The 21,840-nt window shown below is 41.8% G+C and carries 26 protein-coding genes; 14 read left to right on the forward strand and 12 right to left on the reverse strand.

Going from position 1 to position 21,840, the window contains the following annotated elements; translation table 11 throughout:
- The first annotated feature begins 16 nt into the window (after positions 1–16).
- From G4P69_RS24045 to G4P69_RS24060, 4 genes are all read left to right on the forward strand, one after another.
- Complete coding sequence (locus G4P69_RS24045; protein ID WP_208346131.1) at positions 17–382, forward strand: STAS domain-containing protein; 366 nt, start codon at positions 17–19, stop codon at positions 380–382.
- Positions 383–800: 418 nt separating this feature from the next.
- Positions 801–1,262 (forward strand): Mini-ribonuclease 3, encoded by a 462-nt coding sequence (locus tag G4P69_RS24050; protein WP_208351713.1) that lies wholly within the window; start codon positions 801–803, stop codon positions 1,260–1,262.
- 93 nt (positions 1,263–1,355) lie between these two features.
- Positions 1,356–2,351, forward strand: coding sequence for a 23S rRNA (guanosine(2251)-2'-O)-methyltransferase RlmB (gene rlmB / locus G4P69_RS24055; RefSeq protein WP_208346246.1), 996 nt, complete (start codon positions 1,356–1,358; stop codon positions 2,349–2,351).
- A gap of 84 nt (positions 2,352–2,435) precedes the next feature.
- Positions 2,436–2,738 carry a DUF1816 domain-containing protein gene (locus G4P69_RS24060; protein ID WP_208351715.1) on the forward strand — a complete coding sequence of 101 codons (303 nt, stop codon included), beginning with the start codon at positions 2,436–2,438 and terminating at the stop codon, positions 2,736–2,738.
- A gap of 127 nt (positions 2,739–2,865) precedes the next feature.
- Here G4P69_RS24060 and G4P69_RS24065 read toward each other — a convergent pair whose 3' ends face one another.
- The 6 genes from G4P69_RS24065 to nagA form a co-directional block, all read right to left on the reverse strand.
- A complete protein-coding gene (locus G4P69_RS24065) occupies positions 2,866–3,720 on the reverse strand; it encodes an alpha/beta fold hydrolase (RefSeq protein WP_208345349.1) in 855 nt (284 codons plus the stop codon).
- Positions 3,720–4,295 (reverse strand): CAP domain-containing protein, encoded by a 576-nt coding sequence (locus tag G4P69_RS24070; RefSeq protein ID WP_208345348.1) that lies wholly within the window; start codon positions 4,293–4,295, stop codon positions 3,720–3,722. Before G4P69_RS24070 ends, G4P69_RS24065 begins: the two co-directional genes overlap by 1 nt.
- Positions 4,296–4,339: 44 nt before the next feature.
- Positions 4,340–4,720, reverse strand: a complete 381-nt coding sequence (locus G4P69_RS24075) for a DUF423 domain-containing protein (protein WP_208345347.1) — start codon at positions 4,718–4,720, stop codon at positions 4,340–4,342.
- A gap of 20 nt (positions 4,721–4,740) precedes the next feature.
- On the reverse strand, positions 4,741–5,238 hold the full coding sequence (locus G4P69_RS24080) for a hypothetical protein (RefSeq protein ID WP_208345346.1): 498 nt from the start codon (positions 5,236–5,238) through the stop codon (positions 4,741–4,743).
- Positions 5,239–5,278: 40 nt separating this feature from the next.
- Entirely contained in the window at positions 5,279–5,965 is a 687-nt protein-coding gene (gene bchM / locus G4P69_RS24085; RefSeq protein ID WP_208345345.1) for a magnesium protoporphyrin IX methyltransferase, read from the reverse strand.
- Positions 5,966–6,125: 160 nt separating this feature from the next.
- Entirely contained in the window at positions 6,126–7,310 is a 1,185-nt protein-coding gene (nagA, locus tag G4P69_RS24090; RefSeq protein WP_208345350.1) for an N-acetylglucosamine-6-phosphate deacetylase, read from the reverse strand.
- Between the two features lie 166 nt (positions 7,311–7,476).
- On the opposite strand from nagA, the gene purE reads away from it, so the two are divergent.
- The 5 genes from purE (at position 7,477) to G4P69_RS24115 (ending at position 12,073) form a co-directional block, all read left to right on the forward strand.
- Positions 7,477–8,001 (forward strand): 5-(carboxyamino)imidazole ribonucleotide mutase, encoded by a 525-nt coding sequence (gene purE / locus G4P69_RS24095; protein WP_208351717.1) that lies wholly within the window; start codon positions 7,477–7,479, stop codon positions 7,999–8,001.
- A 1,129-nt stretch (positions 8,002–9,130) separates the two neighbouring features.
- Positions 9,131–10,891, forward strand: coding sequence for an ammonium transporter (locus G4P69_RS24100; protein ID WP_208351719.1), 1,761 nt, complete (start codon positions 9,131–9,133; stop codon positions 10,889–10,891).
- Between the two features lie 145 nt (positions 10,892–11,036).
- The gene (locus G4P69_RS24105) at positions 11,037–11,384 is read left to right on the forward strand and encodes a YnfA family protein (protein ID WP_243903040.1); all 348 of its coding nucleotides are present in this window, start codon (positions 11,037–11,039) and stop codon (positions 11,382–11,384) included.
- A gap of 99 nt (positions 11,385–11,483) precedes the next feature.
- On the forward strand, positions 11,484–11,744 hold the full coding sequence (locus G4P69_RS24110) for a ribbon-helix-helix domain-containing protein (RefSeq protein WP_208351721.1): 261 nt from the start codon (positions 11,484–11,486) through the stop codon (positions 11,742–11,744).
- The gene (locus G4P69_RS24115; protein WP_208351724.1) at positions 11,741–12,073 is read left to right on the forward strand and encodes a type II toxin-antitoxin system RelE/ParE family toxin; all 333 of its coding nucleotides are present in this window, start codon (positions 11,741–11,743) and stop codon (positions 12,071–12,073) included. Before G4P69_RS24110 ends, G4P69_RS24115 begins: the two co-directional genes overlap by 4 nt.
- Before the next feature lie 161 nt (positions 12,074–12,234).
- Here G4P69_RS24115 and G4P69_RS24120 read toward each other — a convergent pair whose 3' ends face one another.
- From G4P69_RS24120 to G4P69_RS39450, 4 genes are all read right to left on the reverse strand, one after another.
- Positions 12,235–12,405 (reverse strand): SUMF1/EgtB/PvdO family nonheme iron enzyme, encoded by a 171-nt coding sequence (locus G4P69_RS24120; RefSeq protein ID WP_208351728.1) that lies wholly within the window; start codon positions 12,403–12,405, stop codon positions 12,235–12,237.
- 21 nt (positions 12,406–12,426) lie between these two features.
- On the reverse strand, positions 12,427–13,485 hold the full coding sequence (locus G4P69_RS24125; protein WP_208351731.1) for an RNA-directed DNA polymerase: 1,059 nt from the start codon (positions 13,483–13,485) through the stop codon (positions 12,427–12,429).
- Positions 13,482–13,829, reverse strand: a complete 348-nt coding sequence (avd, locus tag G4P69_RS24130; RefSeq protein ID WP_208345865.1) for a diversity-generating retroelement protein Avd — start codon at positions 13,827–13,829, stop codon at positions 13,482–13,484. Before avd ends, G4P69_RS24125 begins: the two co-directional genes overlap by 4 nt.
- 218 nt (positions 13,830–14,047) lie before the next feature.
- Positions 14,048–15,922, reverse strand: a complete 1,875-nt coding sequence (locus G4P69_RS39450) for an SUMF1/EgtB/PvdO family nonheme iron enzyme (RefSeq protein ID WP_243903041.1) — start codon at positions 15,920–15,922, stop codon at positions 14,048–14,050.
- Positions 15,923–16,223: 301 nt separating this feature from the next.
- Here G4P69_RS39450 and G4P69_RS24140 point away from each other — a divergent pair, with 301 nt between their 5' ends.
- Both G4P69_RS24140 and G4P69_RS24145 read left to right on the forward strand, forming a co-directional pair.
- A complete protein-coding gene (locus tag G4P69_RS24140; RefSeq protein ID WP_208351734.1) occupies positions 16,224–16,823 on the forward strand; it encodes a Uma2 family endonuclease in 600 nt (199 codons plus the stop codon).
- 307 nt (positions 16,824–17,130) lie between these two features.
- Positions 17,131–18,558 carry an ammonium transporter gene (locus tag G4P69_RS24145; RefSeq protein ID WP_310833808.1) on the forward strand — a complete coding sequence of 476 codons (1,428 nt, stop codon included), beginning with the start codon at positions 17,131–17,133 and terminating at the stop codon, positions 18,556–18,558.
- A 121-nt stretch (positions 18,559–18,679) separates the two neighbouring features.
- Here G4P69_RS24145 and G4P69_RS40025 read toward each other — a convergent pair whose 3' ends face one another.
- A complete protein-coding gene (locus G4P69_RS40025) occupies positions 18,680–18,805 on the reverse strand; it encodes a hypothetical protein (protein ID WP_279606313.1) in 126 nt (41 codons plus the stop codon).
- Here G4P69_RS40025 and G4P69_RS24150 point away from each other — a divergent pair.
- Both G4P69_RS24150 and G4P69_RS24155 read left to right on the forward strand, forming a co-directional pair.
- Positions 18,765–19,559, forward strand: coding sequence for an SGNH/GDSL hydrolase family protein (locus tag G4P69_RS24150; RefSeq protein WP_310833868.1), 795 nt, complete (start codon positions 18,765–18,767; stop codon positions 19,557–19,559). The genes G4P69_RS40025 and G4P69_RS24150 overlap by 41 nt on opposite strands.
- A 176-nt stretch (positions 19,560–19,735) precedes the next feature.
- Positions 19,736–20,944 (forward strand): 4-hydroxy-3-methylbut-2-enyl diphosphate reductase, encoded by a 1,209-nt coding sequence (locus G4P69_RS24155; protein ID WP_208351740.1) that lies wholly within the window; start codon positions 19,736–19,738, stop codon positions 20,942–20,944.
- 98 nt (positions 20,945–21,042) lie between these two features.
- Here the strand turns inward: G4P69_RS24155 and G4P69_RS24160 are convergent, their stop codons facing one another.
- Positions 21,043–21,276 (reverse strand): Nif11-like leader peptide family natural product precursor, encoded by a 234-nt coding sequence (locus tag G4P69_RS24160; RefSeq protein WP_208351742.1) that lies wholly within the window; start codon positions 21,274–21,276, stop codon positions 21,043–21,045.
- 279 nt (positions 21,277–21,555) lie between these two features.
- On the opposite strand from G4P69_RS24160, the gene G4P69_RS24165 reads away from it, so the two are divergent.
- Positions 21,556–21,774 (forward strand): hypothetical protein, encoded by a 219-nt coding sequence (locus G4P69_RS24165; protein WP_208351744.1) that lies wholly within the window; start codon positions 21,556–21,558, stop codon positions 21,772–21,774.
- The last annotated feature ends 66 nt before the right edge of the window (positions 21,775–21,840 follow it).

The raw sequence follows: 21,840 nt of genomic DNA on the forward strand, positions 1-21,840 counted from the left end.
ATATAAGGAGGGAGTTATTGCTGAGCCACTTAATCTAACTGTAAGCCTCAGAGGCACTCGAGAAGTACGGGATAACTGTCAGCTATTCCGCCTCACAGGTTTGTTAGACGCCTTTTCCGAGCCGACATTTCGTAAGATACTGAGTAGCAAAATTGAGGAGGGTCCAAAGCATATTATTCTGGATCTCTCACAAATAGACTTTGTTGACAGTTCTGGCTTAGGTGCTCTCGTCCAGCTAGCCAAGCTGGCCAACGCCAACGGTACCTTACAAATTGTCACTAATGCTCGTGTGACCCAAACGGTTAAGCTAGTTCGTCTAGAGAAATTTCTGGCGCTGCAACCTACAGTTGCGGCGGCTTTAGAACAAATCAAGTCGTCTTGATTGCTTTACCAACACTTAATTTAGCTATCCAGATTTTCAAATCGGATAGCTTAATTATTGCTGAAATTTTGTATTAACATCTGTAGAATAAGTAGAATAGTTTATATACTCTGAGCCATACCCTATGCCTTTGTCACTGGTTCCTGTAAACGCAGTTAATTGCTTGTGAAGTACAGGCCAGGAAAAGGGAGTGAAAAACAGCAAAGAGTGAAGTTTGCCTAAAATCAGACTTAAATTGATGCTTTGTGCCTTAATTGATAAAAATGGGGTAAGATGTTGACTCCGAATTAAAAAGATAAAATATAAAAGTAGTCTTTTTAGCTTTGATGATATGTGGTAGACTAGCACGGCAGTCTCAGGGCAGAATGAATCTACCCACAAAAAGTCTCCCAATCTAACCTGTGAGGAATGAGAAGTTGTGAAATCTCAGGAGGAAAAGCTAGTAGATGAACCAAATGAATCTTGGTATCAATTATTAAAGGTAACCAGAGAGCAATTATCTCAGCAGATTTCCCAGACGCAACTGCAACAAATTTCTCCTACGGCTTTAGCTTATTTGGGTGATGTCGTTTATGAGCTGTACGTCAGGACTTTTTATATATTGCCACCGCAACGACCAGAAACTTACCACCGTTTGGTAGTGACACAGGTGAGAGCGGAAACGCAGGCAATGTATTTAGAAAAGCTCAGTCCTTATTTGTTTGATACCGAGTTAGAAATTGTCCGACGGGGTCGAAATGCCGCTACAGGACGCCCTAAGCGTGTTGATCCCAAAACTTATCAACAAGCAACTAGTTTAGAAACTCTCATAGGTTACCTATATTTAACCGATCTCGGGCGATTAACAGAACTCTTGCAAAAACTAGATCTTGAAAAATAGAGGGATCATGACCTCGTGATCTCAGGATGAGTAAAGCAGATTCAGTTTCGAATGACTAGGCAATCCTATTCTTATGCTCAATTTAAGGCTTATATGACGAATAAACAAAAGAAAATCAAGACTCCTAGTGAAGCGAATAGTAGACCATCCTTAAGAATTAAGGATAAGCGCGTCGTTTCTAACCCCATCCGCAAAATCAAAAAAGAGAATGGTGAACCAACTCTCCCAGTGAGTCCACGTTCAACGAAAAATCGTCAGATTTCCCATTCAATAGCATCAAGGAAAAAACTTGTAGAAACAGAAGATAACGATCTCATATATGGTCGCCATCCAGTTCTGAGCGCGCTAGAAAATGAGCGCACTCTCAACCGTATTTGGATTACTCCTCGTTTGCGCTATGACCCCCGCTTTCATTCTCTAATTTTACAAGCGAAGGAAAATGGTACAATTATTGATGAAGTTGAACCTAAGCGCTTAGACCAAATCACTAACGCGGCAAATCATCAAGGAGTGGCTGCACAAATTGCCCCCTATACCTATATTGATTTGCACGAGCTAATTAATCAGACTAAATCCGTCACTGATCCCGTAATTGTTGCTGCTGATGGTATTACTGATCCACATAATTTGGGAGCAATAATTCGTACCGCAGAGGCTATCGGCGCTCAAGGATTAGTGATCCCCCAACGTAGGGCTTCTGGGATCACATCTACAGTTATGAAAGTAGCAGCTGGTGCTCTAGAGAACTTTAGTGTCGCTAGAGTCGTGAATATGCAACGTGCATTAGAAGAATTGAAAGCCGCTGGCTTTTGGATTTATGGTACAGATGCTACTGTCAGTCAACCAGTGCATACAGTTAACTTTAGTGGTCCTATCGTTTTGGTCGTTGGTGCTGAAGGGGAAGGTTTGAGTATGTTGACTCAACGCTCTTGCGATGCTCTGGTATCAATTCCCCTACAGGGTAAGATCCCCAGTCTAAATGCTTCAGTAGCAACAGGTATGGCACTTTATGAGATCTATCGCCAACGATGGCTTACAACACTACACCTAGATAAATTAACAAAAATTTCTTTGAAAAAAGAAGAATAAAAGAGTATAAAGAAATGTAAAGAAACAGAAAAACTAACATACCGTTAATCACCCTGTACTACATTTTTAAAATCAGCGAAAACCATGAACCCCATTTGGAATAACTTTAAGGAATTGTCAACTAACATATTCCACAATCTCGGTTTAGCTTGGTGGATAGAGATTGCAACACAGAATCCCCGTTGCACCTACTACTTCGGTCCATTTCTTAGCCTTCAAGAGGCTAAAGCAGCCATTCACGGCTACGTAGAAGATTTAGAACAAGAAGGTGCTCAGGGGATCGCTATTGATGTGAAACGTTGTAAACCTGACGCTTTAACAGTTGCAGACGACTTGGGGGAAAGGTTTGACCGCAAAGTAAGGCCTGTCTTTAGCGGTCAGGTGTAGTTAAATTTACAAGGCTACTTTATATCAGTTATCAGTTATCAGTTATCAGTTATCACGCTCACTATACGTGCTGAACACTGATAACTACTGCTGGTACTGATAACTGCTAGAGATCAAGATTAACTGATCAGTGTTCACTGAGTAACTGTTTAGATAGCCATTGATCGATGTCACCGAGTACTTGATCAGGAATTTCCCAGGGGAAAAGATGGGCTGTATTTGGATAACATCGCCATTCGCAGTCACGAAGATATTGAGATGTTTCTCGGCTGGAATCAGCAGTGATGTGATAGTCTTGGGCACCACTGAGAACTAAAGCAGGACATTGTATTTGCTGTAAATCTGCGAGTCGGTTATACCTTCCTCTGAGTGCTGTGTATAAAGCACGAGTTGCTGCTCCAGAGGTTTGTAAATAAGCTGGTACGGCTTCAGTTGCAATGTAGCGGTAAGCTGTGGGAGTATGTTGTTGGATGAGGTAGCGTAAGAGCGATCGCTTACCAAATGTGTCTATATTCCACTGCCAATTTGGGTTTACACAGCTTAACAATGAGGCAACACCAGTGTAAAGATTATCTTGCCAAGTAATAGGCGGGTGATTGCCGATTGGTCTAGCAGATGTAGCAACTAGAATTAGCCCAGTGATACGCTCTGGAAGTTTTAGTGCTAGTTCCATTGCGAGAATACCACCTAAAGACCATCCTAATATCAAACATTTTTTCAGTTCAAACCTGTCCAGAAGGGCTTCGAGATCGGTTAAATGGTCACCCATTTCAAAATCTTGATCAGCGCGACTTTGACCGTATCCTCGTAGATCTGGAGCAAAAGTTTTAAATCGTTTTGATAAGTGATTAGTGAAAATAGACAGGCTAGCACCAGAACCGGGATGACCGTGTAGGCAAACAATTGGAAAGCCTTCACCTTGAACGTAAGTATTAAGGCGTACAATATTTGTAGTGCTGTGGTTATTATCGACTTTTATCATCAAATTTTTTCTGTATAATCTCCAGCAAATGCAATAACACACATCTGCCTATATTGTGCATGAATCCCAAAAGCAACCCCTGTAACCTTAAAAGCGGGGTTAAAGATATTTTTTCGATGACCTCGACTAGGTACACCATCATCAATAATTAATTGCATAACTATATCTGTTGGTGCGTGTGAACCGTAACTAATGTTTTCTCCTGCAATGGTTAACCATGTACCGTAGCGGTTCATACGGATAAAAGGATCACTGTCGTCACTCCCATAATGACCAACAATACCTTTATTGCCTTGATCCTTTACATGATCTCTTGCTGCCAAACACATCCCTTGAGAGACACTGAGAGGTTCTACAGGATCCACTAATCGGAGAAAGGCAATAGCCTCATCAACTGCTTTGACTCCTTCTTTTGTCTCCAAATAGGTATGACTGGAAATTTTAACTTGCTTTCCTTCAAAGCACTGTTTATACTTTTCCAGCACAGGAATATAAGCCACCGGATTTGTTCTAACCGTATTCATTTCCCCAATGACTCGTTCTTCCAGCAGTGACAGACTATTACCGTTTGACATAAAAGACTGTTCGGAACATTAATATAGTAGGCTGACAGTTGTGTTTAAAACTTCACACTCCAAGCAGCAAAAGCTAAAGCACCCCAGCCAGCAATAAATGCTGCTCCTCCCAGTGGTGCGATCGCTCCTAAAGATTTAACACCAGTTAAGCTCAAAGCATACAAACTACCTGAGAAAAGAACGATCCCAATGATAAACAGCCAGCCACTGGCTACCAGTGTAGGTGAAGGAGACTGAGTTCGACTGAGCAGTAGTGCAACAACTAACAATGCTAGAGCGTGATACATCTGGTAACGAGCGCCAGTCTCAAAAATCTCTAGTGATCGCTCACTAATTTTTTCTCGTAAAGCATGGGAAGCAAAAGCTCCACCGGCAACAGATAAACCGCCCAGAATAGCCGCTAGGCTTAAGAAGATCTGCGTCATTTAGCTGCTCCTAAAGCAAGTTAAAGATCAAAATAGTATGAGACTCCCCCCTCTTCATTTACTTTAAAATTAGCATTGAAAAGTTTGGCTTGTTCGTCTAAGAATTGCTTTGCCATAGCCGGAGCTAGCTGTGATTGCATTGCGAAGTTTAAAACAGTGACACGCCCATGATTTTCTTGGATGAGGCGATAAAAAAGAGATTGTAGGCGATCGCGCGTCTGCTCCTGAATCAATTTTTTCTCTTGACGACTTTGACGGTACATTCCCAAAGCCATCCATATTCCCAATACTGAGGTAGGAACGCCAAAAATCAAAGCATTTAAAGCCGTATTCTCAAGTGCGCTAACAGCATATGTGTTTGGAAAATCTTGATTTTCTGCGCCTGTTGAAATTTGCTCTTCTGGCGAAATTTGCTGTAATATGCTATTTCTTTCAACTACCGCAGAGACTGATAATGTCATAAACATGAATCCGAGCGTAAGCAACCAACCAGTTGCTAATTTTTCAGCAGTTTTCATCGTTCCACCTCAGATGTGGGCTTTGCTTGCGATCTTAACCTTACTTAAGCGACGCTTCCAGCAGTCGCGAAAAATAGAAGCGTGTTTTAGTCATCGATTGTCGTTGAACATGAAAGCCTCTACTCTCCAAAATTTTAACCACATCTGCCTCGCGGTGTAGATAAGCACGAGTTGCTTTACTTGCTCCTGGGAAAAAACTACCTATTTTCTTCAATAAGCTTAAAGCACAAGTTTTTGGTGCAAAACTGAGAATTATTCGTGACTGAGCCATAGAACACAGGTGAGAAATCATTTCATCTGCTTTTTCTTGAGGGTAGTGGATCAGAACATCTAGACAAATAACTGTATGGTAGCTACCACTTAACGTTTCTAAATCCTGCACCGCAAAAGTGAGGTTTTCACCATTCCCTAAAGTTTGTTGTGCTCTGTCTTTCGCCTCTTCCACCATTTTTTCAGAGATATCGCTACCGTAAACCTTTGCTCCTGCTTCAGCCAAGGGAATACTAAGACTACCTACACCACACCCAGCATCACAGATGGATAGTTCTGGTAAATTACCATCAGCTTTTAGCCAGCCTATAACGGTATCCACAGTTTGCTGATGTCCATAGCGAATATCTAGCTGAACTTTGTTAACTTCACCATTACCGTAGATCCGTTTCCAACGGTCAAAACCCGTGGAATTGAAATAGTCTTTAACAATTGCTTTATCGTCAGCTACGTTCATCTAAAAATCTCCGATACGTTTGTCACCTGTGTGCCTTTTCCCAAAAAGAGACGCTGCGCGAACAGGCTAAGTTCACTCACACAAACTCAATCTTTAAGGGATTTCCCAAAAAATGATATCTTAAAGAAGGAGTCAGGAGTCAGAATTCAGGAGTCAGAATTTAGAAGTTCTTTAGTCTTTGCCAAAATAGTTCTTGGCTAGCTTCATCAAAACGCCATCGTAATAAGTTAGCTTCTTGTCCCTCAGCAATTCCTGGTAAACCAATTGCTAATCGAGGTGCATTCGTTGCTAGTGCGATCGCCCTTTCAACGTCGCATATCCCCCATTTCACCAAATTTTGCACTCCTACCAACAAAGGTAATGTTGTTCCAGATAACGTCCCATCTGGTAATCTTGCTGTACCGTTTTTTACTTCAATTTGCCGATTGTCCCAAGGATAAACTCCGTCGGGTAATCCTAGAGGTGCGAGAGCATCACTAACAAGAAAAAGACCCTGTTCATAATCACTAGCTCGTAGTAGAATTTCGAGCATAGTTGGACAAACATGCTCACCATCAGCAATAAAACCACACCTCACACCAGGCTGCGTGATTGCTGCACCTAATAATCCTGGTTTACGGTGATGCAGCGAGGGCATAGCATTGAAGGCATGAGTTACCATGCTTGCACCTAGTTTAAAAGCACACCGCGATTCATTTTCTGTTGCCAGTGAATGTCCCAAACTCACGGTGATACCTAGAGAGCGTAAATATGGGATCACTTGCCCAGATGAATCTAACTCTGGGGCTAGTGTAATCACTTTTACAATATTAGCGTAATCACCCAAAACCCGCTTGACCTCTTCTAAAGTTAATGGCAAGAGGTATTGAGCTGGGTGTGCTCCGCGCTTTTCAAAATTCAAAAATGGTCCTTCTAGATGCACTCCTAAAATTTGCGCTGTTGCTCTTGAAGAGGATTTGGTGGTGAGGTTCATGAAATCAGCAATCACAGCCAGCGATCGCTGAATATTTTCTACCGAAGTTGTCACAATTGTTGGTAAAAACGCATCAATCCCCATATCCCACAGAAATTGAGCAATTTTTCGTAAAACGTGCGAATTTTCCCTAGTCAAATCGGGAAATGCCAATCCCAGCGCACCGTTAATCTGCAAATCCACACCACCTAAAGAAATCCAGTCCCCGGCAATATCCAATACTTCTCTATCAGTTGATCTAAACTGCTTGGCAGCTGTATCCGTTGGGATAATACGCTCAATTATGCCCTGAGAATTAACCAAGAGCGTCTGTAAATCTTTGTAACCAACGACTCTAGCATTGATAATATCTACTTGTTGTGCTTCAATCATCATTTTTAGGAGACTCAGGACTGGGAGTGGGAACTAAAAAGTAAGAACTCTTAAGTTGCAAGGTTTTTACCTATTATCTAACTTTATTCCCGCCGACTTCTAAGACTAGCTTCTTTTGTCCCAATCCCCAATCCCCAGTACCCAGTACCCAATCCCCAATCCCCTTATGACTCAACCTCTTATTGGCATTATCATGGGCAGTGATTCAGATTTACCGACTATGCAAGACGCGATCGCAGTTTGCGAAGAATTTGGTATACCGACTGAAGTAGCGATAGTTAGCGCCCATCGTACACCAGAACGTATGGTGGAGTATTCAAAGACTGCTCACGAACGTGGTATTAAAGTGATCATTGCTGGTGCAGGTGGTGCTGCTCATTTACCAGGAATGGTAGCTTCTTTAACCCCGCTTCCTGTGATTGGTGTGCCTGTGGCTACCCGTCATCTACAAGGAGTTGATTCTTTGTATTCAATTGTTCAAATGCCCGCAGGTATCCCAGTAGCAACTGTTGCGATCGGTAACGCTAAAAATGCTGGACTCTTGGCAATACAAATTCTTGCCACTCAGCAAGAAGAATTACAGAAGAAGGTACAAGAGTATCGTCAAAACTTATTAGAATCCGTCATGGAAAAGCAAGCCAAGCTAGAACAACTGGGTTATGAACAATACCTGAAACATCTCAACCATTGACGATTCCCTTAGCTTTAAATTGGGGTGTTTTGCAAAAGCTGAATATTAACATTCTTGACACTCCCCGGACTTAAATCTGGGACTTTCAGGCTACTTTTTTGTAAACTAAAATAAAATTGTATTTTGCAATACAGACTTGATAGTCATTGAAGAAGAATTCAGAAGTCAGAATTCAGGAGTCAGAAACAATTGGATGGGGTCTGAATTCCCATCCAATTGTAGACACCGTGTAGACAGTGGGGATTTAAACCCCTTTACTCAGATGCTCGCGGACTCGAAGACAGCTGCGCTATCCGCCAGTCGCACTCAGGTAAATTCTGAATTCTGGCTCCTGACTCCTGAGTTCTTCTAGTTAAAAATACAAAATCTCTTTCATTAAAGCAATTGACGGTGTCTTGCGGGTTTTTGTCAAGACACCGGTATATTTTGCCGTAATATTTATAACATTTGGCGCGTCCCGAAAATCAGAATAATTAGTGAAGTATTTTTTCTTAATCCTGTTCAAAAATTAAACTCCATTCCTATATACTCTAGATGGATCAAGTTGTTATGTCTTATGTTATGGGGGTGCTTGAGTGCGACAAAACTTAACAAAAACTGTATTTCCTAATACAGTTTTTTGGTGTAAAAGAAATAGACAATTAGTCAAATTTATCTGAATTTAGGTTCGTTAAAAGTGCAACATAGACCAAACAGGTCATTCCAGTAAGGAAAAGTTCAGATCTTCCTCAAAGTTAGGGTTTTTTGCCTTGAGAAGATCTAGTAAATTCCTTGCTAAAAACCTTGTCTATGCTAACGTGAGCAGTGTATTTTTTCTAACGTAATAAAAAGGAGTCAGAAGTCAGAATTCAGGATTCAGAATGCACCACGCATAAAGGGATGGTGTTTTAAGAAAAGTTTCAACCCTTGTATCGTCCACCAGCGACAAGGTTTTAAACCAGTATTTATCATTCTGACTCCTGGCTCCTGACTCCTGAATTCTGTTTGATAAAACCTTAACTTTACCTTCAACACAATGATGGTCAGTTAATTTAACATAAATGCCTTCATCTCCTTTATTGGTAACCTTTCTAACTAGATAGAGATGAAGTTCATGTAAGAAAAAATACTTCAATGGAGGTTGGACTTAGTGGATAACAACAGGAATAGACGTAAAAGTCTTTTGTTTAAAGTTGTTAATTCTTTGGCAACAAAGAGCTTGGTTTATCTCAACATAATTCGCAATCTGGTAATCGGCTTTTGGGAATTTTTTCAGCAAGCAAGATCTACCTCACTGAAAAAAGGCTTTTTCCGCCTCAAGAGCCAGAGGAAAACTGGATTGAGAAAATTGCCGATGAGTGTTGAGCAAGGTGGACAAGTTAATAAGCTGGCACGATTGGGAAAGCGTTTACGTGACAAAGAGTGGAGGCGTTACGCTTACTTACTACTGCTAGGTAAGGGAATGGCTCTGATGATTCTATTTGCTGCCTTTACCCTCATTTCAACTGTAGCTGGAACACCAGTTCTTGCGGCTGATCCAGTACTCAAGGGTAATGACATTGTCAACCCAATTAATACCCTCTGGACATTGCTTGCAGCCTTCCTAGTATTTGCCATGCAGGTAGGCTTTACGATGCTAGAAGCCGGTTTCTGTCGCTCTCGTGAAACCGTCAACGTTTTAATGGAGTGCATAGTTGACACCTGTCTTTGCGGATTACTCTTCTATGCTTGGGGCTTTGCCTTCATGTTTAGTCATGGAAACGGCTTCATTGGATTGAATTGGTTTTTCTTGCAAGGTGCTCCTGCAACTTATGAAAGTACAGGTGTCGCTTTCCTCGCATATTGGTTGTTTCAGTTTGCTTTTGCAGACACATGTTCGACAATTACTTCTGGTGCGATGATTGGGCGTACAGGGTTTATTGGCGATCTTCTCTACAGTATTGGTGTTTCTGGATTTATCTACCCAATTATCGGTCACTGGGCTTGGGGACCAGACGGTTTTCTGGCAACAATGGGCAGTAAGGGCAATTTTCTACCGTTTGTAGGAACTGGCTTCCACGACTTTGCAGGCTCGACAGTTGTTCACACTATTGGAGGTTTTATTGCCCTTGCAGGTGCGATCGCATTGGGACCACGTTTAGGTCGTACATTTAAGCGTGATGGTGGTGGTCCGATGTTGCCCCATGACCTTGTAATTGCTGCATCTGGTGGATTGATCTTGTGGTTTGGCTGGTACGGATTCAACCCAGGCTCAACTCTCTCAGCTATGGACTTCCAAGGAACTGGGCGCGTTGCTGCTAACACAACTTTGGCTGCATGTGCTGCTGGACTCTCAGCATTGTTCTTTGCCTATCCAAAAACTAAGAAGTGGGATTTGAGTTTCACAGTCAACGGCTTTTTGGCAGGGTTAGTTGCCATCACATGTCCCTGTTATTGGGTAAATCCAACCGGCTCGATCATTATCGGAGCAGTCGCAGGTGTAATTGTGGTTCTGGGGATTGACCTTTTAGAATGGCTTCGGATTGACGATCCCATTGGCGCGGTTCCAGTACATGGTTTTTGCGGTATCTGGGGAACTTTGTCACTGGGCTTATTTGCCACTGGTGAATTTGGCGCAAGTGGTCCCATTGCACCTGATGTCTCAGCACCGTTGAAAGGTCTATTTTACGGTGGTGGCATACAAGTTTTGAGCGCCCAAATTATTGGTAGCTTGATCGTTACCGTGTCTACATTCGCTGTAGCAATGGGGATGATGTATTTAATTAATTTGACTGGTACGCTGCGCGTATCCAAAGAAGGCGAGATCGAAGGTTTGGATTTACATGAACATGGCATTTCAGCTTACCCTGAATATGTTATTAGTCAATCCGCTACGCCTTCCGGCTCAGCATTCAACGATACAAGCCTTTAACAAGAATTCAGAAGTCAGGAGTCAGGAGTCAGAATGAATTCAGTGCGACTGGCGAAAGAATAAAAGGGATTTTGCATTTTGTAGGGGCGAACGCTGTTCGCCCTTTCAATTTAAGGGAACTATAAAAAACTTTGGATGTCCAAATATGTCCCAATTTTTGACGACACAAATAGTCAAGTCCCTGTTGTACTTTATGTTCGCAGGCTTATTTGAAATTGGCGGTGGCTATTTGGTGTGGTTGTGGTTGCGCGAAGGTAAGTCGGTGTGGTTGGGGGTTTGCGGTGGAGTTGCTCTGGCTATGTATGGAGCGATCGCGACTCTCCAACCCGCGAATTTTGGCAGAGTTTACGCTGCTTACGGTGGTGTTTTTATTGCAATGGCAATGCTTTGGGGTTGGAAGATAGACGGAATAGCTCCTGATCGCTATGACTTAATTGGAGTATTTCTAGCATTAATAAGTGTTTTAGTTATCATGTTTTTTCCTCGAACTTGACGCAGCGTCCTAGGATACCCTACCCCAAAAATCCAAGTTGGCGATTCATCAACAAGTGTTGGCAGCTAAAATAGTGAAGGTAGTTATGCAAGAGCGCTGATGAACATCACTATTGATATACCTGATGAGGTGCGTGTTTACGTAGAAGCACAAGTGATCGCAGGTGCTTATAGCAGCGTTGCCGAATATTTTCTGGATTTAGTAAAGCAAGACCAAAAACGCAACGCACAAGCAAAGTTAGAAGAACTTTTACTCGAAGGTATTGATTCTCAAGGGCAAGAAGTTACACCGGAATATTGGGAGAATTTGCGTTCTACCGTTTTAGGTCAGAACAGCCAGGAGAACCCAAAAGACAAATGAATTATCGGTTAATTGTCAAAGACCGTGCAACCCAAGATTTACGTCATCTGGCAAATTATATATTGTTAAATGGGAATGCGGACGCCGCAGTTAAATTTTTGAGTGCTGCGGAACTGACGTTTGCTCAGTTGCAAAAGACTCCTGGAATGGGAAAGGTGACCCAGTCGGTAGTGTTGAGATTGGGTGAAATCCGACAATGGCGCATTAAAGATTTTCGGGATTATCTAATTTTTTATCGTATTCAAGAGAGTAACGTTGAGATTCTTCGGGTATTTCATGGAGCCAGAGACTTAGCAGATATACTTAACAAATTAGACGAAGAGTTTTAACTCAAAATAAAAGCTGTCGTCTAAACCAAATTTTGTACAATGCTCCATTGTTTTAGGATATGGTAGGGTAACCGTTCAGCTTTTACACCTACCAGACTACCCAACCCAGTTTGATTTTCGGATACCGTCACCAATATCACAGGAGTAAGTCTGGACTGCTTTTAACACGCTCGACGCATTCCCATACGCCGACTCTGGCATAAAGCAGCGCTCGCAGCGGAAACCACAACCCGAAAGCCGATGTTGTTGTTCCTGTTGTCGGGATCGTTGTTGTTGCGACACGCCGAACGGCAATTCCTAGGATTGTTGTTCCAGGAGCCACCGCGCAGCATCCGAAAGTGCTTACCCCTTCTTCACTCTCTTGTAAATACAAGAGATGCGAATATCTGTTGACGTAGCTGCCAAGTATCGCCATGAGCAAGGTGAGCTTGCCAACTCTGAATTGAGGAACTTACGTCTTGAAGCCTAATTCTACCTTGAGCATAGTCTCTTTGCAACTGCCGTAATCTCCGCCGTGCTCTTCTCAAATTTTCAGATCGTACTCTGATTTTGTCAGGCAAGACGCGAAATCCTAAAAAATTAGCACCATGTCGGGTTTCAAATAATTGGCTTTTGACTGGATGAAGCTTCAGCCTGAGTTTAATCAAATGTTCTTCTATTGCGACTCGTGCTTCTGCTAAAAATCCGTAATCGTCTGAAAATAAAGCAAAATCATCAACGTAACGAAGATATTTGCTAACTTTAAGTTGCTCTTTAATAAAATGATCTAAGCTGTTTAAATATACGTTGGCGAAAAATTGGCTGGTAAGGTTGCCAATGGGTAGCCCTCTTCTGCGTTCCAATGGAGAAAGTAAATCATCTCCAGGAAAATGTTCAATTATTGGCTCTTGAGGATTGCTGCTATTTATAATTGTGTCTACTAACCAAAGGGTATCGTGACATTTCAATTTACGGCGTAAAAGTGATTTTAATATTTCGTGGTCAATACTAGGAAAATATTTGCGTATATCGCATTGGAGAATATAACGACTAGAACGAGCAAAGCTGGTGAAACGACGTAAAGCACGGTGAGTGCCAAACCCTAAACGATTGGCGTAGGAGTCAGCGATAAAAGTTCTCTCGAAAATTGGTACTATGATATTGCACAAAGCATGATGTACTACTCTATCTCGGTAAGGTGCAGCAGAAATCTGGCGCGGTTTGGGTTCACAAATCTCAAAGGTTTTGTAGCGTCCTGGTTGATAGGTTTTTGACTGTAACTCTCTTTTAATTTTTGCTAGTTCTGCTTCGAGGTTATAGTTGAATTTTAAAACGTTGTCTCGAAATCGTTTTCCTCGTTGTGCTTGGCGCGATGCTGATATTAGATTGCTAAAGTCTGTAATTTGAGGATAAAGATTGCCGTATCGTTTCATCTTTTAGCCTTTTGGCGTTGTTGTCTAATCCAGCCACCGAGTTCATTACCGATTTCATTGATGAGTTCGCCAGCATATTCGTACCGTCGTTCATCGAATTGCTGAAAATCTAATAATAGTCTGGTTTGATGGCGCAGAATGTCTAATTTAGCATTCAAGACTTCTAGTTGAGCCAATTTTTCTTGAGCGTATCGTGCTAAGATAAGTCCTTCTAGCAAATCGTAAAGTCCAGCAATCATCCTGTCGCCTAAACCAAATTTGTGGTTTTTCGGTAGGCGATCTAAAATAGGGACATACCATCTAATCAAGTCGTAAGTTTTTTGGACAATCGGTAGATCTTGCATCTGAGTAAAAATAATTTAAAAGGTTTGTAGTTGCGCTTTAGCGCTAAATTATAGAGCGCTAAAGCGCAACTACGAACAAATAAAAAACTACTTGACAAAATCTACCACGTCTCCGATACTATTAATAGTCGTGCCAAAATAAAAAAATATCGACCGCCTTCGGCGGGGGCTAGTGAAAAAGAAAAAGTGTAGAGGACAAAGGGCAAGAGTGTAAAGAATTATGTCCTCGCAGCGGAAACCACAACCCGAAAGCCGAGGTCGTAGGTCCTGAGGTCGGGAACGTAGCGGTAGCGACACGCCGAACGGCAAAGCCAAGGATCGAAGTACCAGGAGCCACCGCGCAGCATCCGCTCTAATTGAGAATTATTATTAATATCTTTTTTGTCCGTCCAAGGTCTTCCATCTATTGGAGCGGCTTCATAGCTGTCATGCCAGTGGTCTGTACACCATTCCCACACATTGCCGTGCATATCGTACAGCCCAAATGCATTCGCCAGAAAGCTGCCTACGGGTGTACTCTTTTTCCGATACTCTCCTTTAGAAGCCGAGCCGTATGTATATGTGCCGTCGTAGTTCACTAACTCCGGAGTAATAGTCTCACCGAAGTGGAACGGGGTTGTCGTGCCAGAACGGCAAGCATACTCCCACTCTGCTTCACTAGGAAGTCGGTAGTGTCTTTTTGTATGTTTCGATATCCTATCACAAAATTCTACCGCTTCATACCAAGAAATTTGTTCTACCGGTAAATTATTGCCTTTAAAATGTGAGGGCTCAGGGTTGAGTTCTCGATTAACTTGGGGTAAAACCGCTACAGCCCGCCATTGCGCCTGAGTAACAGGGTACTTACCCATAAAAAATGGCGGAACAGTGACTTCGTGCTGCGGACTTTCTCTCTCATAACGTTCAGCTTCATCTTCTGGTGAACCCATGAGGAATTTTCCGCCGGGAATAGCGACCATTTCTAAGGTAACGTTATTACCCAAATTTTCTGTAAAGTATTGGGCTTGACGTTTTACTCGCTCAATTTCCCTTCCTTGAGCATTTACCCTTACCACGTCAAACTGAAAAACTAGTAGTTCCTTCTGGGGGGTAATATTATTAGAGCGTGCATTTTCAACAATTGCTCTTTCACCAAAAGCTTGTCTATCAGAACTAGAAGAAACCTCATTTAACTTGTTTTTCAAAAACAGTTTAGGCGTCAGTTCTTCTGTTATCCCCGCTATACGAATTAGGTTACACCCTAGTTTATATGCAAATTCGATTTTTCTTCCTGCACCGAGAGCATCATAAAACCCGACTGCAAATTCTATTGCTGCGCGATCGCCAATTTCTTGGCTCATCCCGATCACGTAGTCAATATGTTGTGCGATCGCCCTCGCTTGAACCTCTGAGTAACAAGCATTTAACACTACACATTGAACATGATCAGCAAATAACTCAAATAATCCAGCCAGTGCTAGAGGATCTACGAACTTTGCTTGTCCTGTTACATCCTCAAATATTAAACCGTCTTGTTCTGAGCCGTGTCCTGAAAAATGGATAATTTGCGGGGCAAAATCCATCACAGCGCGGTGAATATCTCTATAGCGTACTGCTTCGGCAGACTCTATCAAAAATTGCTCTCGTACTTTCGCCCTTCTTAATCCCTCTTTAATTTCACGTAACTCTTCGTCTAGACGCAACCCACTAGTACCAATCGGGTTTGCTGCCAACACTAGTATTTTCTGTTGCTGAACACTGGGGTTTGTGGAAATATCAGGCGAAGGAAATATAGGTTCTTGCTGAGGAGTTTTGTCAGAAGCAGAAGTTGAAATCTGATTTGATAACAATTCCTGAGCAATACTTTGTAGCCTTAAGTTTCCAGGTCTTTCTTTGTATGCAGCACCAACCAGCTTAAAAAGCCATCCCTCGGCTATTGCCCTTCTGATTAACTCAAAAATAATTACTTCTAAATTGCTATCCTTAGTAATTTCGTTTAAGTTTTTATCTAGCTCATAATACAATAATTGATCGAGTGATGACTTATCAGGAAAGGCACTAATTAAGGCATCTCTAAGATTTTTGCGCTGCTCAGGAGATGGCGTTATATTCATCAATAAAGGCTGTTTTTTGTATAAAAAGAGACAATGAATATTAGCTTTTTACATGCCTCGTGAGTATCTCCAATGTTAGCATTACTCTGCTCAATTTTATGCTACTGCGGCGGCGCAGTAGTAACGCGAGCAGGTAGGGTCTGGAACGGTACAAGCAACACTCAGAACTAAGCTGAGCAATATAAAGCGATCGCACAATAACCAGTCACGCGATCGCCTTCACTGTTTCTTCATAAAATTCGCAATTCTTGGTCTAATTACAGATAATAGTTTTAGAGTAAACTATTTCAAAGGTCTGATTGTGGTCTTTGCTCAAACCAGCCCCCCAGATGCAGTAACAACTCGTCTCACATTAGACGAGTATCGGGCGATGGAACAAACCAATCCAGAACGCCATGAGTACCGCAACGGAGAAATTATTACTATGTCGGGGGGTTCTGAAGTCCACAGTGCGATAGCTAGCAACTTATTAATTTACCTGGGGTTTTTGCTCCGAGATACTGACTTTCGTTTATATAACAGTGACTTGCGGGTTTGGATTCCTGAATACCAGTGTGGTACTTATACCGATTTAATGGTTGTTAATGGAAAACCAGAGTTCAATGAGAACCGGAATGATGAAATTCTCAATCCTTTACTCATTGTCGAAGTTTTATCCCCCTCCACTGAAGCTTATGATAGAGGCGAAAAGTTCAGAAAATATCGTTCTATTGCCAGCTTTTGTGAATATCTCCTTGTAAGCCAAACTGAACCATACATTGAGCAATATTACATTCAGGAGCCTAACAGTAATGATCGTTGGTTGTTGCAAGTTCACTCTAAGCTTGAGAGGGCGGTCATTTTACAGAGTTTGAACGTAGAAATTCCTCTGGCTGAAATCTATCGCCGCGTTAATTTTTGAGGTTGCTAACTCTCTAAGCCATCATACAAAGTAAGCCGACAGATGACACGTTACACGCACGGCTTCAAATAGTCATTTCTACTACACGCAGTATAGGCATTGTATAAAGAAAAAAATATCTATAGCCTTCAATGATTACACAATTCTTTAAAGTTGGCAACGACAAAAAGAAGTATATTTCTTTTAAGCTTTCAGAGCATTAAAAATTTAGTAACTTTTCATACTGAATAAGATGTACAAAAATTGCTGAAATCTATTTACTTGTCATAAAACAACAAAATTCTTGACGCGGAGGGAACCGAAAGAAGTGTTGAAGAACGTTGTAAAGATAGTGGTGCTCGCCCTTTTGTTCCTAGGTGGACCATTAATAGGCGATGCTTTAGCTGCGCCTGTTGATTTAAACGCGGCGATTGCTAAAGCTCAAAGTGCTGCGGAGACAGCTCAAAGTGCTGCTGATACGGCATTTATGTTGATTTCATCAGCCCTTGTTTTATTAATGACACCAGGGCTTGCCTTTTTCTATGGGGGATTTGTGCGATCGCGCAACATCCTCAATACCTTAATGATGAGCTTTGTACTGATGGCGATAGTGGGAGTTACCTGGATTTTGTGGGGCTATAGCCTTGCATTTGCTCCTGGTAACCCGTTCATCGGTGGCTTGGAGTGGCTAGGGTTGAATCATGTTGGGTACGAGTTAACAGATTATCTCAAAGGTGGGAAACCAGCTGAAGTAGTTTCCTATGCGGCAACGATTCCTCACCAAGCATTCATGATTTATCAAGCCATGTTTGCTATTATCACCCCAGCTTTGATTTCGGGTGCGATCGCAGAACGAATGAATTTCACAGCCTACTCTTTATTTGTATTGCTCTGGTCAACATTCGTTTACTCTCCCCTTGCTCACATGGTATGGGCTAAAGGTGGGTTTTTAGGCTTGTACGGTGGCTTAGGTGCTCTCGATTTTGCCGGTGGAACAGTAGTCCATATCAGCTCTGGTGTTTCAGCTTTAGTAGCAGCGATCTTTCTTGGACCTAGAAAAACCTATCCTGACCGTCTTAGCCCTCCTCACAACGTTCCCTTTATTCTATTGGGAGCAGGTTTACTATGGTTTGGTTGGTTTGGGTTCAACGCCGGTAGTGCTTTAGCTTCTGGTCAATTAGCAACAGCTGCTTTTGTTGCTACAAATACAGGAGCCGCATCTGCTGCTTTAATGTGGCTAATCTTAGAAAAAGTCTTGCGTGGTAAACCAACAGCAGTTGGTGCAGCTACAGGAGCCGTTGCAGGGTTAGTTGGTATCACCCCAGCAGCGGGATTTGTCACTCCTCTTGCAGCAATCTTAATAGGCGCAATAACTGCTCTCGTTTGCTTTTATGCTGTGAGTTTTAAGCATAAAGTACATGTAGATGATGCCTTGGATACATTTCCTGTACATGGTGTTGGTGGTACAGTAGGCGCAATCCTCACAGGAATTTTTGCCACCAAGGTTGTTAACTCAGCCGGTGCAAATGGTCTTTTGTTTGGTAACCCAAAACAAGTGGTAATCCAAATAGGGGCAATCCTCGTAGCCTACATCATTGCAGGAGTTGGAACCTGGATCATTTTAAAAATTCTAGACGTTACAGTCGGTCTGCGAGTTAAAGAAGAAGCCGAACTGCAAGGTATGGATATTAACGAACACGGAGAAGAAGGTTACAACGAAGAATTTGGCGATCGCATCAGTGTTGGTAACAAGTAGTATAATTTATCAAACAGAATTCAGGAGTCAGGAGACAGGAGTCAGAATAAATACTGGTTTAAAACCTCATCCCTTGTGGACGAGACAGGGGTCGAAACTTTTTTTAAAACACCATCCTTTTCTAGGTGGTGTATTCTGACTCCTGAATTCTGTCTTCTGACTCCTCTTGATTAATCTTGCTAGTTGTGTCTACTCCAGTAAAGACAATTCCTCCTTGGGCATTTTTTTCCTTAGTAACAAATTTCATATTGATTCTGGCGGTCATCGTGCTTATTTTACGACAGCATGGATTGACCGCTTTTTTAGCAAAAATATTCCCTAAGGCAAATGACAAAACTGAAGCCATCACGCGCCAATCAACTTTCAGACACCAACTCACTTATGAACAATGGCTAGACATCCTTCAACAAGAAGCTAAGGTAGCAGCACAGAAAAACCCGCAAAATTTAACAATTCTCGCGGGAGATTCACTGAGTCTATGGTTTCCTATTGAGTTACTACCCACACAGAGAAATTGGTTAAATCAAGGAATTTCTGGAGAAACCAGTACTGGACTACTGAAAAGATTAAAATTATTCGACGTTACCAAGCCTCAGACGATTTTTGTGATGATTGGTATTAATGACTTAATCAAAGGAGCTAGTGATGAGATAATCTTAGACAATCAACGGCAAATCATCCTCTACCTGCAAAGGGCGCATCCAAAAACCCAGATCGTCATCCAGTCGATTTTGCCACGTGCAGGAGAATCAGCAATTTGGAAAGGGGGTGAAAAACTCCTAGCTGTTTCCAATAGCCGCATTCGTCAGTTAAATCGTCAATTACAAAACACTGCAGCAAACGAAGGCGTCAAATATTTAGATTTATATCCTCTGTTTGCTAATCAGCATGGCGAACTCCGCCCAGAACTTAGCACTGATGGTTTACACTTAAACGCCCAAGGATATTTAGTCTGGAGTTCTGCCTTACAATTATACAGCCATCTGGAACTGAAAAATTAGGGGGATGGACTCTTAAACAGTGAACAGTAAACAGTTATCAGTGATCAAGGTGTATGGTAGGGGGCTTAAACCCAGAGATCAACATATTATTCTTGGCTGATAACTGATAACTGGTAACTGATAACTGTTTATCTGCCCCATGCCCCAATAAAACCTAGCAATTATGGAAAAAAACAATGGATACTAAAGCTTTTAAAAGATCTCTCCAGCATTCAGAAAACTATCATCGTAAAGGGTTTGGTCACCAAGTAGAAGTTGCTACCCAGTTAGAGTCTGAATATCAGAGTGACTTAATTCAGCAGATTCGAGACAATAATTACTCCTTGGTTCGTGGTGATGTCACTATCAAACTAGCGCAAGCCTTTGGTTTCTGTTGGGGTGTTGAGCGTGCTGTCTCCATAGCCTATGAAACCCGCAAACACTTCCCAACTGAGCGCATGTGGATTACCAATGAGATCATTCATAATCCTTCCGTAAATCAGCGCATGCGTGAAATGGAAGTAGGATTTATCCCAGTTGAAGCCGGTCAAAAAGATTTTTCTGTTGTAGAAGCTGGTGATGTTGTTATTCTTCCTGCTTTTGGAGCCAGCGTTCAAGAAATGCAGCTACTTCATGATAAAAAATGCACAATCGTTGATACAACTTGTCCTTGGGTTTCTAAGGTTTGGAATACAGTCGAAAAGCACAAGAAGGGCGATTACACTTCGATAATTCACGGCAAATATAAGCATGAAGAAACTATTGCTACTAGTTCTTTTGCTGGCAAGTACCTGATTCTACTGAATTTACAAGAAGCAGAATATGTTGCTGATTACATTCTCAATGGTGGGAGCCGTGACGAATTTTTAGCAAAATTTAGCAAAGCTATTTCAGCAGGATTTGACCCTGAAAAAGATTTAGAGCGAATTGGCATTGCTAACCAAACAACAATGCTCAAAGGTGAAACTGAAAAGATTGGTAAGCTGTTTGAGCATACAATGATGAAGAAGTATGGTCCCCATCAGCTAAATGAGCATTTCCAAAGCTTCAATACCATCTGTGATGCTACCCAAGAAAGACAAGATGCTATGTTGGAAATAGTAGAACAAGAGCTAGATTTGATAGTAGTGATCGGTGGTTTTAATTCATCAAATACTACACAACTCCAACAAATCGCTATTCAGCGAGGACTAACTTCGTATCATATTGATAGTGTTGAGCGAATTAAGTCAGAAAATTGCATCGAACATAGGCAATTAAATGGAGAGTTAAAAATTACCGACAACTGGTTACCTGAAGGAAAAATAGTTGTCGGAATTACCTCCGGTGCTTCTACCCCCGATAAAGTTGTAGAAGATGTGATTGAGAAAATTTTTCAGATGAAAACAACAGAAGCCTTGGTGTAAGGGACAATGGGCATGGGGCAACTTGCCTCCTTGCTCCCCTCCTCCCAACTTTTGACTTTTGACTTTTGACTTTTGACTTTTGACTTCCCCGCAGGGGCTTACCTAGGGTGGATGTGGTATCTAGGGGACATTCCTGGGTTTACAATCGCAGCTAGATCTGCTTCAGACAATTTACTAAGTTCATGCTCTAGTTCTTCAACAGTAAAGTCATAGCCCTGCTCTTTAGCAATCTTAATGAAGGCGTCTGGGTTAGATACTGCTTTGAGTTTTTCCTTTAATGCTTGATCTTGTTTAACCGCTTTTAAAAGTCGAGCTGCATTCGTCTGTGTCATGATATTCTATCTCCTGCTTTAAATCTGAGATTTAAACGCAATGCTTTTGCTCCTGCGATATTTCCAAATCTTGCTTCAGGAGCTACTAACTGATGTCACGTACTTCAATCTTGAACCAAGAAACAGAATATGAGAGCCTTTTTGACAAAACTTCACGTTAATGGTAGGAGCGATCGGCGCTTGCGCTGCACAAGAAAAAGTTAGGCGAAATTAGGCATAGTTCAGTGAATACTGTTTTTGCTATAGTAGCATCATTAATATGTACCTATAGAGAAATAGATGAGCCTAGAGAATTTAAGACCAAGAGAACCGTTTTGGGGTGAAGCTAAAAAGAAGCGTCACCCTTTTATGACAGACGTAGCGTGGCATGGATGGCAAGAAATAGCAAGTCTTTTAGGATATTCCGTATCAGAAACAATGGAACGTATAGCAAGGAAAGAATTAAGTTTAGAAGAATTCGGAAAACTGTCAAAATGGCTATTGACTAAATCTAATTAGGTACACTATATTAGTAACTAATCGACGTAATTAAAAAAATGCCTAGTATTACTGCTCAAACAAGGT

The sequence above is a fragment of the Aetokthonos hydrillicola CCALA 1050 genome (genome assembly GCF_017591665.1).
Taxonomy (GTDB): domain Bacteria; phylum Cyanobacteriota; class Cyanobacteriia; order Cyanobacteriales; family Nostocaceae; genus Aetokthonos; species Aetokthonos hydrillicola.

What these genes read in the sequence shown, in the direction of transcription:
- avd (WP_208345865.1), bottom strand. Translation starts at nt 13,829, where the DNA reads ATGCAAGATCTACCGATTGTCCAAAAAACTTACGACTTGATTAGATGG.
- G4P69_RS40025 (WP_279606313.1), bottom strand. Translation starts at nt 18,805, where the DNA reads ATGAAATTTGTTACTAAGGAAAAAAATGCCCAAGGAGGAATTGTCTTT.
- purE (WP_208351717.1), top strand. Translation starts at nt 7,477, where the DNA reads ATGACTCAACCTCTTATTGGCATTATCATGGGCAGTGATTCAGATTTA.
- G4P69_RS24120 (WP_208351728.1), bottom strand. Translation starts at nt 12,405, where the DNA reads ATGCTGCGCGGTGGCTCCTGGAACAACAATCCTAGGAATTGCCGTTCG.
- G4P69_RS24060 (WP_208351715.1), top strand. Translation starts at nt 2,436, where the DNA reads ATGAACCCCATTTGGAATAACTTTAAGGAATTGTCAACTAACATATTC.
- G4P69_RS24065 (WP_208345349.1), bottom strand. Translation starts at nt 3,720, where the DNA reads ATGATAAAAGTCGATAATAACCACAGCACTACAAATATTGTACGCCTT.
- G4P69_RS24080 (WP_208345346.1), bottom strand. Translation starts at nt 5,238, where the DNA reads ATGAAAACTGCTGAAAAATTAGCAACTGGTTGGTTGCTTACGCTCGGA.
- G4P69_RS24110 (WP_208351721.1), top strand. Translation starts at nt 11,484, where the DNA reads ATGAACATCACTATTGATATACCTGATGAGGTGCGTGTTTACGTAGAA.
- G4P69_RS24070 (WP_208345348.1), bottom strand. Translation starts at nt 4,295, where the DNA reads ATGTCAAACGGTAATAGTCTGTCACTGCTGGAAGAACGAGTCATTGGG.
- G4P69_RS24165 (WP_208351744.1), top strand. Translation starts at nt 21,556, where the DNA reads ATGAGCCTAGAGAATTTAAGACCAAGAGAACCGTTTTGGGGTGAAGCT.
- G4P69_RS24160 (WP_208351742.1), bottom strand. Translation starts at nt 21,276, where the DNA reads ATGACACAGACGAATGCAGCTCGACTTTTAAAAGCGGTTAAACAAGAT.
- rlmB (WP_208346246.1), top strand. Translation starts at nt 1,356, where the DNA reads ATGACGAATAAACAAAAGAAAATCAAGACTCCTAGTGAAGCGAATAGT.
- G4P69_RS24105 (WP_243903040.1), top strand. Translation starts at nt 11,037, where the DNA reads ATGTCCCAATTTTTGACGACACAAATAGTCAAGTCCCTGTTGTACTTT.
- nagA (WP_208345350.1), bottom strand. Translation starts at nt 7,310, where the DNA reads ATGATTGAAGCACAACAAGTAGATATTATCAATGCTAGAGTCGTTGGT.
- bchM (WP_208345345.1), bottom strand. Translation starts at nt 5,965, where the DNA reads ATGAACGTAGCTGACGATAAAGCAATTGTTAAAGACTATTTCAATTCC.
- G4P69_RS24075 (WP_208345347.1), bottom strand. Translation starts at nt 4,720, where the DNA reads ATGACGCAGATCTTCTTAAGCCTAGCGGCTATTCTGGGCGGTTTATCT.
- G4P69_RS24155 (WP_208351740.1), top strand. Translation starts at nt 19,736, where the DNA reads ATGGATACTAAAGCTTTTAAAAGATCTCTCCAGCATTCAGAAAACTAT.
- G4P69_RS24115 (WP_208351724.1), top strand. Translation starts at nt 11,741, where the DNA reads ATGAATTATCGGTTAATTGTCAAAGACCGTGCAACCCAAGATTTACGT.
- G4P69_RS39450 (WP_243903041.1), bottom strand. Translation starts at nt 15,922, where the DNA reads ATGAATATAACGCCATCTCCTGAGCAGCGCAAAAATCTTAGAGATGCC.
- G4P69_RS24125 (WP_208351731.1), bottom strand. Translation starts at nt 13,485, where the DNA reads ATGAAACGATACGGCAATCTTTATCCTCAAATTACAGACTTTAGCAAT.